Origin of the sequence: Corynebacterium sp. p3-SID1194 (genome assembly GCF_025144155.1) — a bacterium.
Taxonomy (GTDB): domain Bacteria; phylum Actinomycetota; class Actinomycetes; order Mycobacteriales; family Mycobacteriaceae; genus Corynebacterium.
Genome location: NZ_JALXWY010000004.1, coordinates 39,797 through 53,951, shown reverse-complemented (window position 1 = coordinate 53,951; position 14,155 = coordinate 39,797). Strand labels below are relative to the sequence as shown.

At 65.1% G+C, this 14,155-nt stretch carries 14 protein-coding genes; 11 read left to right on the top strand and 3 right to left on the bottom strand.

The window, feature by feature from the left end; genetic code table 11:
- Positions 1-18 precede the first annotated feature (18 nt).
- Entirely contained in the window at positions 19-1,620 is a 1,602-nt protein-coding gene (locus M3G19_RS04595; RefSeq protein WP_259900974.1) for an LCP family protein, read from the bottom strand.
- Between the two features lie 177 nt (positions 1,621-1,797).
- Here M3G19_RS04595 and M3G19_RS04590 point away from each other — a divergent pair, with 177 nt between their 5' ends.
- The 3 genes from M3G19_RS04590 (at position 1,798) to M3G19_RS04580 (ending at position 4,628) form a co-directional block, all read left to right on the top strand.
- Positions 1,798-2,712 carry a glycosyltransferase family 2 protein gene (locus tag M3G19_RS04590; RefSeq protein ID WP_259900973.1) on the top strand — a complete coding sequence of 305 codons (915 nt, stop codon included), beginning with the start codon at positions 1,798-1,800 and terminating at the stop codon, positions 2,710-2,712.
- Between the two features lie 194 nt (positions 2,713-2,906).
- Complete coding sequence (locus tag M3G19_RS04585; protein WP_259900972.1) at positions 2,907-3,995, top strand: NDP-sugar synthase; 1,089 nt, start codon at positions 2,907-2,909, stop codon at positions 3,993-3,995.
- Between the two features lie 342 nt (positions 3,996-4,337).
- Entirely contained in the window at positions 4,338-4,628 is a 291-nt protein-coding gene (locus tag M3G19_RS04580) for a WhiB family transcriptional regulator (protein WP_282597884.1), read from the top strand.
- 8 nt (positions 4,629-4,636) lie between these two features.
- Here the strand turns inward: M3G19_RS04580 and M3G19_RS04575 are convergent, their stop codons facing one another.
- Positions 4,637-5,035, bottom strand: coding sequence for a metallopeptidase family protein (locus tag M3G19_RS04575; protein ID WP_246875155.1), 399 nt, complete (start codon positions 5,033-5,035; stop codon positions 4,637-4,639).
- A 242-nt stretch (positions 5,036-5,277) separates the two neighbouring features.
- Between M3G19_RS04575 and M3G19_RS04570 the strand changes: the two genes are divergently transcribed.
- The 4 genes from M3G19_RS04570 (at position 5,278) to manA (ending at position 9,564) form a co-directional block, all read left to right on the top strand.
- A complete protein-coding gene (locus M3G19_RS04570) occupies positions 5,278-5,751 on the top strand; it encodes a DUF3499 domain-containing protein (RefSeq protein ID WP_259900970.1) in 474 nt (157 codons plus the stop codon).
- A gap of 96 nt (positions 5,752-5,847) precedes the next feature.
- On the top strand, positions 5,848-7,275 hold the full coding sequence (locus tag M3G19_RS04565; protein WP_259900969.1) for a phosphomannomutase/phosphoglucomutase: 1,428 nt from the start codon (positions 5,848-5,850) through the stop codon (positions 7,273-7,275).
- Between the two features lie 12 nt (positions 7,276-7,287).
- A complete protein-coding gene (locus M3G19_RS04560) occupies positions 7,288-8,319 on the top strand; it encodes a hypothetical protein (protein ID WP_259900965.1) in 1,032 nt (343 codons plus the stop codon).
- A gap of 51 nt (positions 8,320-8,370) precedes the next feature.
- A complete protein-coding gene (gene manA / locus M3G19_RS04555) occupies positions 8,371-9,564 on the top strand; it encodes a mannose-6-phosphate isomerase, class I (RefSeq protein WP_259900963.1) in 1,194 nt (397 codons plus the stop codon).
- Positions 9,565-9,574: 10 nt separating this feature from the next.
- Here manA and M3G19_RS04550 read toward each other — a convergent pair whose 3' ends face one another.
- Positions 9,575-10,492, bottom strand: a complete 918-nt coding sequence (locus M3G19_RS04550) for a hypothetical protein (RefSeq protein WP_259900961.1) — start codon at positions 10,490-10,492, stop codon at positions 9,575-9,577.
- A 354-nt stretch (positions 10,493-10,846) separates the two neighbouring features.
- Here M3G19_RS04550 and M3G19_RS04545 point away from each other — a divergent pair, with 354 nt between their 5' ends.
- From M3G19_RS04545 to mtrA, 4 genes are all read left to right on the top strand, one after another.
- Complete coding sequence (locus M3G19_RS04545) at positions 10,847-11,200, top strand: DUF4259 domain-containing protein (protein WP_259900959.1); 354 nt, start codon at positions 10,847-10,849, stop codon at positions 11,198-11,200.
- A 73-nt stretch (positions 11,201-11,273) separates the two neighbouring features.
- Positions 11,274-12,722, top strand: a complete 1,449-nt coding sequence (ahcY, locus tag M3G19_RS04540) for an adenosylhomocysteinase (RefSeq protein WP_259900953.1) — start codon at positions 11,274-11,276, stop codon at positions 12,720-12,722.
- Positions 12,723-12,756: 34 nt separating this feature from the next.
- Entirely contained in the window at positions 12,757-13,398 is a 642-nt protein-coding gene (locus tag M3G19_RS04535) for a dTMP kinase (protein WP_259901191.1), read from the top strand.
- A gap of 35 nt (positions 13,399-13,433) precedes the next feature.
- Complete coding sequence (mtrA, locus tag M3G19_RS04530; RefSeq protein WP_259900951.1) at positions 13,434-14,117, top strand: MtrAB system response regulator MtrA; 684 nt, start codon at positions 13,434-13,436, stop codon at positions 14,115-14,117.
- Positions 14,118-14,155 lie beyond the last annotated feature (38 nt).

Genomic DNA, 14,155 nt, shown 5'->3' with positions numbered 1-14,155 from the left:
GGCCGGGTGAGCGGGGAGTTAGTTCACGCAGCGGGGGCCGGAGCCACCGGCGTTGATCTCCGGGGCGACCTCGGCGGCACCGAAGTCTTCGCCCGGGGTGCCCACGGTGTCTTCCTCCGTCAGCTCGTCGGCGCCGGCGTCGGGGTCCACGTCGTCGGAAGCGGGGCCGGTGTAATCGTCGGCGGTGACCACGATGACGGAGCCAGGGTCGAGGGACTCGTTGACGGTGACAGGCAGGCCGCCGAGCAATTCAGCGAGTTCCGTGGCGGCCGGGTCATCGGCGGTGGGGGCGACGACCTGGGAGGTGGCGTAAATGCCGGGGGTGGCGTTGCCGATGCTCTCGATCGTGAGCTTCTTCTCCTCCAGGAAGCCGCCGACGGCGGCGGCCAAGCCCGGAGTGCTGCCGGCGTTCAGCAAAGTGACCGACGCACCGCTCAAAGCGGCGGAGATGTCGGCGGCACCGTCCGTGCCATCGGGGTTGTCGGTGCTGGTCTCGTCAGTCGGCTCGGCGGTCTCTTCCTGCTTCTGGGCCAGGTCGTCCATGAAGTCGTGGACCTGCTGCGGGTCGACGGTGACGATGGACTCGCCGTAATCGCCCACGCCGTTGACGGAGGTGACCGGGATGGTGGAGAAGGTGACATTGCCGGCGGCCAGGTCGGACATCTGGCTCACCAGGCCCATGACATTCCAGCCGGAATCGACGTTGACGGAACGCTCCACCGCATTGGACAGTTCACGCAGCTTCGCCGGATTCGACAGGGTGCCAGCGGAGAGCGCCTCGTTGACCAGGGAGGCCATGAATGCCTGCTGGCGGACGATGCGGTCCAGATCGCCGCGTGGCAGGTCGTGGCGCTGGCGGACAAATGCCAGAGCCTTCGTGCCGTCCAAGGTGGAGCGGCCGGCAGGGAATTTCGCGCCGGACAAAGGCTCGTCCACTGCCTCGTTCAGGCAGACCTCCACGCCGCCGACAGCGTCGGTCAGTAGCACGAAGCCGAGCAGGCCCACCTGGGCGTAGTGGTCGACTTCGACGCCGGTGAGGTCAGCGACGGCGTCGATAAGCCCCTGCTGCCCAGCTTGGGCGACTTTCTCCTCGAGCTCCTTGCCTTCCTTCTCCCCGTCTTGGAGAAGTTCCTCGCGCTTATCGTTCGCGTACTGGCCGTAGACACCGTTGATCTTCGTATTGCCGTAGGTCGAATCGTGGATGTACGTGTCACGCGGGATGGACACGGCGGTGGCGCGGGAACCGTCGTTGGGCACGCGGATCACCATGATCGTGTCTGTGTTCAGCTCACCGTCTGCCTCGCCCGCATTCAGGCGCGCCAACTCGTCTTCGGAAAGCGGGTTGCCCTGGGCGTCGGTGCGGGAATCGGAGCCGACCAGCAGGATGTCCACTGCGCCGTCCTCGCCGTCGAGGTTGTCGTCCGAGAGTGTCAGATCCGTCGAGGAGAGGTTCCCGCCCAAGCGGCCCACGGAGTAGTACCCCAACGCGGAGACGAGCAGGATGAGTGCAGACAGCACCGCCAGCACTGCCTTCAGTGCCGGGTGGCCTGCCTGGCTGATGTCCTTCACGCGGGAAGGGGCCGGCTGGATATCGCGCACCGGCCGGTATTTCACGCTCACGAAAATTGCCCCTCTAAGTCTCGTCCACACGCCGCCTGCCGTGCGGAGGTGCGGGCTGCCACGAGCAGCCCAGCGGAACCCCGCGCGGAGGGTTGTTCACATTAGGTGGAAAGTATAGTGCACACTCCCGCGCGCGCCGAGATCCAGCAGCAGCTGTCGGCTGTAAGCTGCCACACTGTGAGTACGACTTTTGGACGAGACGCCGCGGCGGGGCAGGGTGCTGCCCCGTTGGCCGTGGTCACTGTGACGTTCTCGCCGGGGAAGCACCTGGCGGGGCTCGTCGATACGCTCAGCTCCGCCTCCGTATGTGAAACGCGCCTGATCTGTGCGGATAACGGTTCCACCGACGGCGTGCCGCAGGCGATGGCCGCGGAGCGCGCGGACGTGGACTTCATGCCCACCGGCGGAAATATCGGCTACGGCGCGGCCATCAACGCCGCTGCCCGGCACCTCGCCGCGGCGCGTGAGGCAGGCGAGATCGACGGCGAGTACTTCCTCATCGTCAACCCCGACGTGGAATTCAGTCCCGGTTCCCTCGACCGACTGCTCGAGTGCGCCCGCGAGCACCCGCGCGCTGGGGCGGTCGGTCCGCGTATTGAGGAGCTCGACGGCTCGGCCTACCCGTCGGCACGCGAAGTGCCCACGCTGGTCACTGGCATCGGGCATGCCGTGCTCTACCCGGTGTGGCCGGGCAACCCTTTCAGTAAGGCATACAAAGCGGGGGAGAACCTCACGACGGTCCGCCTCGCCGGCTGGCTGTCGGGCTCGTGCCTGCTCGTGCGCTGGGAGGCTTTCGACGCCATCGGTGGCTTCGACGAGCGTTACTTCATGTACTTCGAGGACATCGACTTCGGCGACCGTCTATCCCGCGCCGGTTGGGACAATATCTTCTGCCCTGATTCCGTGATCTTCCACGACCAGGGCCACTCCGCGAAGAAACATTCCCGCGTCACCGTGCCCGCGCACCACGATTCCGCCTACCGCTTCCAGGCCGACCGCCACCCGCACACCTGGCAAGCACCGATCCGCGCCGCGCTGTGGTTGGGACTCAAAGGCCGTGCCGTGCTCGCCGGCCTGTGGGGCAGTGCTTGAAAAAGGCTTTCCAGGTGAGTTCCTAGCCACTGTCCAGTCGCTTGGCCCCGTCAAAGCGCCCTATTGGCAGACCGAACCGTTAGGTTAATGCGCAAGCTTCTCCCGCGGCGGTGCCGCTGCGGGAGAGTTCAATTCCATACCTTCATCACCGAGACGACGAACGGTAGCAACCAACAGAAAGGCCGCACCACACAATGGCTTCCACGGTAGACCCCTCCCAGATCGATGCAGTCGTGCTGGTCGGCGGGCAGGGAACACGCCTGCGTCCGCTGACGGTGTCCACGCCCAAGCCGATGCTGCCCACCGCCGGTTACCCGTTTTTGGCGCACCTGCTCGCCCGCATCAAGGCCGCGGGCATCGAGCACGTGGTCATGGGCACCTCTTATAAGGCGGAGGTCTTCGAGGAATACTTCGGCGACGGCTCCGAGATGGGCCTGGATATCGAATACGTCGTGGAGGAGGAAGCGCTGGGCACCGGCGGCGGCATCCGCAATGTCGAGTCGCGCCTGCGCTTCGACACGGCCATGATCTTCAATGGCGATGTGCTCTCCGGCGCGGACCTGGGCGGCATCCTGCAGACGCACGCCGACAAGGACGCGGACGTCACGCTGCACCTCGTGCGCGTGCCGGACCCGAGCCAGTTCGGTTCCGTGCCCACCGACGCCGACGGGCGCGTGGAGGCCTTCCTGGAGAAGACGGAGGCGCCGCCGACAGACCAGATCAACGCCGGCTGCTACGTCTTCGAGCGCGACGTGATCCGTGCGATTCCGGAAGGCCGCGTCGTCTCCGTCGAGCGCGAGACATTCCCCGGCCTGCTCAAATCCGGCGCTCGCGTCTACGGCCACGTCGATGCGAGCTACTGGCGCGACATGGGCCGCCCGTCGGACTTCGTCCAGGGCTCGTCGGACCTCGTCCGCGGTATCGCGCCCAGTCCGCTGTTGGAGGGGCGCACGGGAGAATCGCTTATCGACGAATCCGCTGGTGTTGCCGGCGGCGCCATCCTCGTCGGCGGAACCTCTGTCGGTCGCGGCTCCACCATCGGCGCGGGCTGCCGCCTCGATGACTGTGTGGTCTTTGACGGTGTGACCATCGAGCCCGGCGCCATGATCCGTGATTCCATCATCGCCTCCGGCACGACCATCGGTGCGAATGCGCGCATCCAGGACTGCGTGATCGGCGACGGCGTGAATATCGGTGCGCGCTGCGAGCTGCAGGGCGGAATGCGCGTGTGGCCGGGTGTGGATATTCCGGACCTGGGAGTGCGTTTTTCGCCGGACGCGTAGCGACACGCCGGGGAACCAGCGCATTAGTTGCTTGTGGGGGTACCCACCACAATATCTAGTACCCCCGCACTCCACCCCCGTCGCGAGTGGTATGTGGCGCATGTGACTGATGTTGCGTGCGACGGCCGAAACCCGCGCTAATGCCCAGCGAAGCGATAGTTTTGTCCCGCTTCGTGTTGACGCTATTTAGTGCGCGAGGGTTGAATCACACTTGTGTAATCAGCGGCGGCCACACGGTGGGGACGATGCTGACGGCATGGCACTATGGCGGGCATTGGCAATCAGCGCCACGACAGCAACACGGCGACAAACAAGACTCAGAAAGGGGACGGCGTGGAAGACATGGTTTCAGGCGCCACTCTCCGCGGCGCGGCTGCGGGCGGAATGACCCTCGACGAACTGTTCGGCACCGTCGAGCAGGAGTGGCAGGACCAGGCCCTGTGCGCTCAGACCGATCCGGAGGCATTCTTTCCTGAAAAGGGTGGATCCACACGCGAGGCAAAGCGCATCTGTCAGGCATGTGCAGTGCGCGACGAGTGCCTTGAATACGCGCTCGAGCACGATGAGCGCTTCGGCATTTGGGGCGGTCTCTCCGACCGTGAGCGCCGCCGCCTGCGTAAGCAGATCGGCTAACGCTTCACTCAGTACTGGAAATTCGGGTCGATATCCCGCGGGTCCAGATTCAGATAATGCGCGACCAGAGCGGTCAGAACCACAGTGAGTAGTTCTGACCGCTCTACTGCATTTGTGCAGCGCTGCTCGATCGGCATGCGGAAGATCACGATGCGTGCGCGCGTCGGATTCCCGGCGCGGTCCACGCCTGCCTGCAGTACGCGGCCCAGCGGGATCGGGCCGTCGGCGTAGATCTCGTCGGGCATGATCATGTCGGAACGCAGCCGCATGCGCGGGATCGTGTCCACTGCCAGGTCCACGCCGGTCAGGTGGTCGAAATAGCGGTTCTGCAGCGGCGCATACGCTTCGAGCACTGCCTGGTCGAAGTCCATGGAGCGGGTGCGGTAGCGCGGGACGGACACCGGCATGAGCGGCCCTCGCACACCGTGGCCGTGGCGGTCGCGCCGCACTGGCAGGCGCGCAGTGTCCGTGCTTGCGCCTGTGGCCGGACCGTGGCCGGGGCCGTTGCCGGAGCTGGTGTCCAAGCGTGCGGGATGTGCGCCGGGGTGAGTCATAGCTATCAATCTAGGACTGTGCGCCAGTGGGGCGAGTGCGGACGCGCCGCGCGTCGCGAGCCAAAAACTAAACCTTGGGTTTAGACTATTGCCCCGTGAGTACCTTCCGCCGTTGCTGTCGCCCCGGGTGTGGCCGCCCCGCCATCGCCACGCTCGTGTACGCGTACTCCGAGAAAACCGCCATCGTCGGGCCGCTGTCCCCGTCGCCGGACCCGCACGCGTGGGATCTGTGCCAGCGCCACTCCGAGCACATCACCGCCCCCGTGGGCTGGGAGATGGTGCGCATCGACAATATCGAGCTCTCCGACGAAGAAGAGATCACCGCCCTGGCTCAGGCCGTCAGTGAGGCCGGGCGCGTGACCACGGGCCTAGTGGATACCACTCAGGACCCGATCGAATTCGACACCGAGCGTGATTTCACCAACCCGGACACGTCCAACCACCCCGTGTACCGGACAAAGCGTGTCGGCGAGCACCTCGCCGAGCACAAGGCCGCCCGCCGCGCGCACCTGACTGTCGTGCCCGATCCAGATACGGATACAGAGCAGACAGACACCGATTCGCGCTAGCGGGCACTGATTCACGCTAGCGGGCGCCTGGGACTGCTCTGGGAGTGGCCGACAGGTCGACCCGTAGCACCCCGAACGCGTTTAAGATCGGGGGTCATGACTGAACAACCGTCACAGCCCGCACACCAGAACCACACCCGCACTCGCTCCCGCGAGGACGTCGAGGCCGCCATCAAGGCCTATGACATTCGCGGTGTCGTCGAACCGGCTGATCAGGCCACTGTCGACGAGGACTTCGTCTTCGACGCCGGCGCAGCATTCGCCTCCATCTTGCGTGGGGAAGGGGAGACCACCTGCGCCGTCGGCCACGACATGCGACCGTCATCGCCGGCGCTGGCCGCTGCATTCGGCCGCGGTGTGACCAGCCAGGGCTTAGACGTCATCGAGCTGGGCCTGACCTCCACGGACGAGCTTTACTTCGCCGCCGGCGTGATCGGCTGCGCCGGTGCGATGTTCACCGCCTCCCACAACCCGGCGCAGTACAACGGCATCAAGCTCTGCCGCACCGGCGCCACCCCGGTCTCCCAGGACACGGGTCTGGCGGAGATCACCGACATGCTGGTCGAAGGCGTGCCCGCCTACGACGGCGAGTCTGGCACGGTCAGCCAGCGCGATATCCTCGGCGAGTACGCGGACTTCCTTCGTGATCTGGTTCCGGTGCCGAACGACCGGAAATTGGTCGTCGCCGTCGACGCCGCCAACGGCATGGCTGGCCACACCGTCCCGGCGGTGCTGGGCAGCGAGGAGAACCTCGATATCCGTCCGCTCTATTTCGAACTCGACGGCACGTTCCCCAACCACGAGGCGAATCCGCTGGATCCGAAGAACCTGGTGGACCTGCAGGAGTTCGTCGTCAAGCAAGGCGCGGATATCGGCCTCGCCTTCGATGGCGACGCTGACCGCTGCTTCGTCGTCGACGAGAAGGGCGAACCTGTCTCCCCGTCGGCGATCACCGCGCTGGTGGCAGAGCGCACGCTCAAGGCGTCTCCGGGTGCGACGATCATTTACAACGCGATCACCTCACAGGCCGTGCCGGAGCTGATTGAAGCCAAAGGCGGCACCCCGGTGCGCACGCGCGTGGGCCATTCCTACATCAAGGCTGAGATGGCCGATAAGGGTGCGCTCTTCGGCGGCGAGCACTCCGCGCACTACTACTTCGCTGAATTCTTCAACGCCGATTCCGGCATGGTCGCCGCCCTTCACGTGCTCGCCGCCCTGGCGGAGCAGGACGCGCCGCTGAGTGAGCTCATGGCCAGCTACAACCGCTACGCCGCATCCGGCGAGATCAACTCCGAGGTCGCCGACCAGGGCGCGACGATGGAGGCAGTGGTCGAGGCTTTCGCCGACCGTACGGAGAATGTCGACCGTCTTGACGGCGTGACCGTGTCGCTGAAGGACACGAATGCCTGGTTCAATGTCCGCGCCTCCAATACCGAGCCGCTGCTGCGCCTCAATGTGGAGGCTGAGACCCAGGACGAGGTCGATGCGCTCGTCGCTGACGTGCTGGGCATCATCCGCGGTTAAGGAGCGTGGGGCATGGCACCTGAGACGAATTCTGACCTGGGCGCCGACGACCGGAGCTATTATGAGGGGGCAGCCGGCTACGACATCGAGTCCGTCCGCTTCTTCGACGTCGCCCACGAAGGTGCGCACGTTCGCGCTGTCGCGCAAGCAGCAGGGCTTCTCGACGGGCTGCGGAACACCTCGCCGCGCAGCGTCGTCGTGCTGGTCACCGACGCTGTCTCAGATGCCGCGGCGCAGTGCGCTGTCGCGCTGCTGGATTTCGGCCGTGCACCAGTGATGGTCACCCGTTTCGTGCCTGAATTCGTCGGCGCCCTCGATGTCGTCATCGTCGTGGGCGATGCTCCCGACGCGGAGAACGCTACCCGCCTGATTAGCGCGGCTGCCGGCCGCGGCGCCGAGGTCGTGCTCGCCGGTCCCGCATCCGGCCCAGTGGTCGAGGACATCCCGCGCGGCGTGATCTGCCTGCCCGCCCCGCCGACAGCGGACGGCGCGTCCCCGCTGCGCACCATCGCCGCGATCGCCGCGGTGTGTGCCGCACTCACGGACACGCAAGAGCTTATCGACGGCCCCGCCGACGCCATCGACTTCGAACTCCGCCAGCTCTCCCCGGAGCGCGACGTGTCGGTCAATGCTGCGCGTCAGCTGCGTGAATTCGTCGACGGCGCACGGATCTTGCATACCGGATACACCCCGGTCGGTGCAGCGGTGGCCGCGCTGATCTCAGCGCTTTGGTCTGCCCATGGCCTGCCCAGCGGCTTCGTCGGCCGCGAGGACCTGGCTCGGGCGTTGGAGCAGACTTCCGCCGAGTCGGCGGGTAACTCGAGCGGGGCGGCGGACGATATCTTCTATGACCCCCTCATTGACGGGCCGCCCGCCCAAGTGCCGGTGAAGACCATCGTCTGGGCGCAGCGTGACGCGCACCTATTCGGGGCACGCGCCGAATATGTCGAGACCGACGGCGTGGCCGCTACAGGAGACGAGTTCTCTGCGGCGCTCCGGCTCATCGTGCGTGGCCTCGCGGCTACGGCAATGCGGGTCGAGTGAAACAACTACAGCAAACAGAACAACATGCAGTAGGAGAAGAGGCGAACACACGTGGAGCTGCTCACACCAGCGCTGCAGACCTATCCGTGGGGCTCGCGAACATTATTGGCGGACCTGCGCGGGGATGAATCCCCGTCGGCGACACCGGAGGCGGAGCTGTGGTTCGGTTCGCACCCCGCGGCACCCGCCACGATCGAGGGCGTGGGGTTAGACGAGGTCATCGCCGATGACCCGGCCGACGCACTCGGTGTAGAGGTCCGCGGGCGCTACGGTGATTCGCTGCCGTTCTTGCTGAAGATCCTCGCGGCTGATTCCCCGCTGTCCATCCAGGCGCACCCGACATCGGCGCAAGCCCGCGCCGGATTCGAGGCGGAGAACGCCGCCGGGATCGCGCTGGATGCGCCGGAGCGGAATTACAAAGACCCGAACCACAAGCCCGAACTGCTCGTTGCGCTGACACCCTTCCGCGCGCTCGCGGGGCTGCGCCCGGCGAAGCAGACGCTCGAATTCTTCGACTACCTCGACTGCCCGGTGCTCAGCCGCTATTCGGCCATGCTCCAATCGGAAAACGAGGAAGAAGGCCTCCGGGCACTGTTCACCACCTGGATCTCATTACCGCGCGCCAAGCGGGTGGAGGTGATTGACGGGGTGCGGGGATGCGTCGATAAGCGTGCATTTTCCGGCACGCCGGACTGGATGCGCGAAGCCGCGCGCTGCTTCGTCGAATTGGACGAGGCACACCCGGGCGATGTCGGTGTGCTGGCGTCGCTGCTGCTCAATTTCGTCGAGCTCGCGCCCGGCGAGGCGATGTACCTCGGTGCCGGGCGGCTGCATGCCTACCTGTCGGGCATGGCAGTGGAGATCATGGCGAACTCGGATAATGTGCTCCGCGGCGGGCTGACCACCAAGCACGTGGACGTGCCGGAACTGGTGCGCATCACCGATTTTTCCACGCTGGTGAACCCGCGCGTGCACGCTGATGCGGTCGACGGCGCGTGTGCTTTCGACGTGCCCGTGCGGGATTTCCACCTCACCCGCTACGAGCTCGCTGATGGTACCGGCTTCGACGCGGCCTCCGCTGGTCCGGCGATCGTTCTGTGCACCGATGGTGCGGTCGATTGCGGCCCGCTCGAATTGAGCCCGGGCACCGCCGCGTGGATTCCCGCCTGCGACCCCGATGTGCGCGTGAGCGCCCGTGACGGTTCTGGCCGCGCGGAAGTGTTCTACGCGCGGGTAGGGAAGTAGCTGCTTCGAGCTATTTTTCTGTGGAGTTGGTCTCCGCGGAGTTCGCCTGCGCGTCCGACTTCGGGGGCAGTGCAGCGCCTTCGGCCGTTTCCGGCACCTCGTCCTTGGCGTTGTCCTCGGGAGCCGGGGCCTGCTGCACGCGCGTGGATGCGGAGAACGGGTCCTCCGGGCGCTTCTTCGGCGCGTCCTGCTTCGCCTCATCGGCAGCGGGAGCGACCCCCAGCGCTTCGGCAGCGGCCTTCGCATCCGATGGGTCAATCTCCATCGTGTCGTTGCCGGACTGCGTTTCCGCATCATTCGCCGGCGGGAGTGAACCCTCCTGGACCCCGGGCTTCGCAGGCTCGGACGGACGCTTAGGCTCGGACGGTTCATTCGGCACCACGGTCGTGGAGCCCGACGGCGTCGTCGTCTCCGGTGCCTCGCCCTGCGAGGAGGACGAGTCAGCGCTATCCGGTGTGCGCGACGGTGCCGAAGCGGATGTGCGGACGCTCTGCTGCTTTTGCTGCTGCTGCGGCTGAGCTGGGGCAGGTGCCGGCGCGGCATTCGTCGGACGGTAGTAGGACGGTTCAGCGGATTCGCCGCGGTTGCCGTTCAAATTCGCGTTCGGCGGGGCCAGCGGATCCTTGACCGGACCCGCGACGTTGCCGCTGCCGTTGCCATTGCCAGCGCCGGTGGAAGCGTCCATGCCAGCGCTTGCGGAGCCTTCAGCGGTCTCGCTTGATGGCATCTCGGAGGACGTGGGCTCATCCGCGGTGCGCTGCTGCGCGGTCGCGTCCGCGGCGGCGACAGGCTGGCCAGCGAGTTCCGTCTCCTGGCTGTTCAGGGTCACACCCGCGTCAGAGACCTTCCACACCAGCAAGCCGACGAGCACCGCTAGCGTCAGGCCAGAGGTAAGGAAAATGGCGAAGCGGCGATTAGTCAGTTCCATCTCCGGCATCTCCTTACCTCCCTGAGTGTTTTTCGCGTTCGGCTGCGCGGTGTGCTTGTTACTTGGTATATCGCTAATGATGACTCAGCGTTAACTCGTGCTTCGTTGTGTTCCGTGAGGCCCCCGTGACCTGCATGTGAGATCGGCCACGTGGTACTCATAACAACTCGATAACAAACTACCAATTAATCGTGCGTGAATCCACCCCCAATTCTTCACCCGGCGTGTCGCACATACCGCGCCTGCCTCTCGTAGAGCCCGAAATAGGTGGTGGACATCCCGCCAGCGAGACAGTAGAAGTGGACCTTGACGTAGTTGACTTAAGCGCACGGGACGAGCCGGAAGGAGCACGGCGTGAGCACCTGGGACATGGCCATCTTCGATGAGGACGTGAACGTCGATTTTCTCGACGACCTAGCGGAAATGGACTTCGACGAAAGGGTAGAAGCGGTGCGTGACGCGTGCCTGCTGGCCCGCGATAAGGACAACGCCTCCGAAGACGACCTCCTCAACGGCCAGGCCGCAGCCACCATCGCCGCGATCTGGGCGGGTGCGCCGTTCAGCGCCGGCGAGACCGCAGACACCTACTCTTTCCTGCGCGCGTCTTCCGCCGAGCTCGACGAGAAGCTTATCGACGCAGCGGTGACGATCCTCGAGGACGTCGACTCCGAGCAGGACGTCGACCAGTTCATCGAGGCACTGTCCTAAGCACTGCGGCCGAACCCCTAAGCTGGCCACGACACATCATTGACGCGCATTTGCATTATCAAGGAGAGAAACCATGAACCAGGATCTCAGCCAGGACTTCAAGGTCGCCGACCTGTCCCTGCATGAGGCTGGACGTAAGCAGATCGACCTGGCCGAGCACGAGATGCCGGGACTGATGCAGCTGCGTCGCGAATACGCTGAAGAGCAGCCGCTGGCCGGCGCGCGCATCGCCGGTGCGATCCACATGACCACCCAGACTGCGGTGCTCATCGAAACCCTGACCGCCCTTGGTGCCGAGGTGCGCTGGGCGTCCTGCAATATCTTCTCCACTGAGGACCCGGCTGCAGCCGCCATCGTCGTGGGCAAGGACGGTACGCCGGAGGACCCGAAGGGCGTGCCCGTCTTCGCATGGAAGGGTGAGACCCTCGACGAGTACTGGTGGTGCATGAAGCAGATCTTCACCTGGGGTGAGGGCGTGTACCCGAACATGATCCTCGATGACGGCGGCGACGCCACCATGGCTGTGATCAAGGGCGCCGAGTTCGAAAACGCCGGCGCTGTCCCGTCCGCCGCGGACACCGATTCCGACGAGCAGGTCGCCTTCTTCAATATGCTCCGCGAAACCTTGGCGGAAGATTCCACCAAGTGGACCGAGACCGCCAAGAACGTCAAGGGCGTGACCGAGGAGACCACCACGGGTGTCCACCGCCTGTACCACTTCGCCAACGAAGGCACCCTGCCGTTCCCGGCGATGAACGTCAACGACGCGGTGACCAAGTCCAAGTTCGACAACCGCTACGGCACCCGGCACTCCGTCATCGACGGGCTCAACCGCGGCACCGACATGCTCATCGGCGGCAAGAAGGCGCTCGTGTGCGGCTACGGCGATGTGGGTAAGGGCGTCGCCGAGTCGCTCGACGGCCAGGGTGCGATCGTCTCCGTCACCGAGGTCGACCCGATCAACGCGCTGCAGGCGCTCATGGACGGCTTCAAGGTCGTCACCGTCGACGAGGCGATCGGGGATGCCGACATCATCATCACCGCCACCGGCAACTTGGGCATCATCACCTTCGACGACATGCTCAAGATGAAGGACCACGCTGTGCTGGGCAATATCGGCCACTTCGACAACGAGATCGATATGGCCTCCCTGCTGCACCGCGAGGACGTAACCCGGATGAATATCAAGCCGCAGGTGGACCTGTTCACCCTGCCCAGTGGCAATTCCATCATCGTGCTCTCCGAAGGCCGCCTGCTCAACCTGGGCAACGCGACCGGTCACCCGTCGTTCGTCATGTCCAACTCTTTCGCCGACCAGACCATCGCGCAGATCGAGCTGTTCACCAACAACGGCCAGTACGAGAACCAGGTGTACCGCCTGCCGAAGATCCTCGACGAGAAGGTCGCGCGCATTCACGTCGAAGCCCTGGGCGGCACGCTCACCGAGCTGTCCAAGGAGCAGGCCGAGTACATCGGCGTCGACGTTGCTGGTCCGTTCAAGCCCGAGCACTACCGCTACTAACTTCGCAGAGCTCAGTTAGCAGCGAGGTGGCATGATGATCATTGCTCTCGAAGGAATCGACGGCGCCGGCAAGCACACCCTGGTTCAAAAACTGATCCGCGAACTCCCGACCGTCGACGGGATCGACAGCGCTGCCACGATGGCGTTTCCGCGTTATAACGAGTCCATCCACGCCCAGCTGGCCGCCGACGCCCTGCATGGGAAGATGGGGGACCTCACCGACTCCGCGCACGGGATGGCCGTCATGTTCGCCCTTGACCGGCATGGGGTCGTGGATGAACTGCGGCGCTGGGCGTCGTCGATAAGCGATGTGCTCCTGCTCGACCGCTACGTCGCGTCGAATGCGGCGTATACGTCGGCGCGCACGGGGCGTACTAGCGACCGCGCGTGGGTCGCCGAGCTCGAATTTGCGCGCCTCGGCCTGCCGCGGCCGGACCTGCACGTCCTCGTCGACACCTCGCCGGAGACCGCGCGCGATCGCGCCGCGAAACGCGAAAGCCTCGACGCTTCTCGCACCCGCGACCGCTACGAACGCGACACCGCCCTCCAAGACGCCACGTACGCGGCCTACGTCGACATGGCGGAACACGACTGGGAGGGCCGGTGGCTCCGCGCGAGCGAAACGGGGCCTATCATGCAATCTATCGGCGCAATTTCGCGCCCACCCGCGCACTAAGGTATGCGGTAACGCAACGCAGCAAGGAGTCAAAGATGACGAACAAAATCCTCGTCGTGGACGATGACCCCGCGATCTCCGAGATGCTGACCATCGTGCTGGAGGCTGAAGGGTTTGAAGCAAAGCCCGTCGTCGACGGCCTCGAGGCGATCCCCGCGTTCCGCGAATACCAGCCGGACCTTATCTTGTTGGACCTCATGCTCCCGGGCATGAGCGGCGTGGATATCTGCAAGGAGATCCGCAAGGAATCCGCCGTGCCGATCGTCATGCTCACGGCCAAGACCGACACCGTCGACGTGGTGCTGGGCCTGGAATCCGGCGCGGACGACTACATCACCAAGCCGTTCAAACCGCGTGAGCTCGTCGCACGCATCCGTGCGCGACTGCGCCAGAACACCGACGAGCCCAGCGAAGTGCTCGAGATCGGCGATCTGACGATTGACGTTCCGCAGCACATCGTCACCCGCGGCGACACCGAGATCAACCTGACCCCGCTCGAATTCGACCTGCTCGTCGAGCTGGCGCGCAAGCCACACCAGGTGCACACCCGCGAGGAACTCCTCGAATCCGTGTGGGGCTACCGCAACGCCTCCGACACCCGACTGGTCAACGTGCACGTTCAGCGCCTGCGCTCCAAGATCGAGCACGACCCGGAGAATCCCGAGATTGTCCTCACCGTCCGCGGAGTGGGCTACAAGACTGGACGGCCGGGGGTGTAACAGACCCTGGTTACCAACCTGAAACGGGCCAGGGAAAA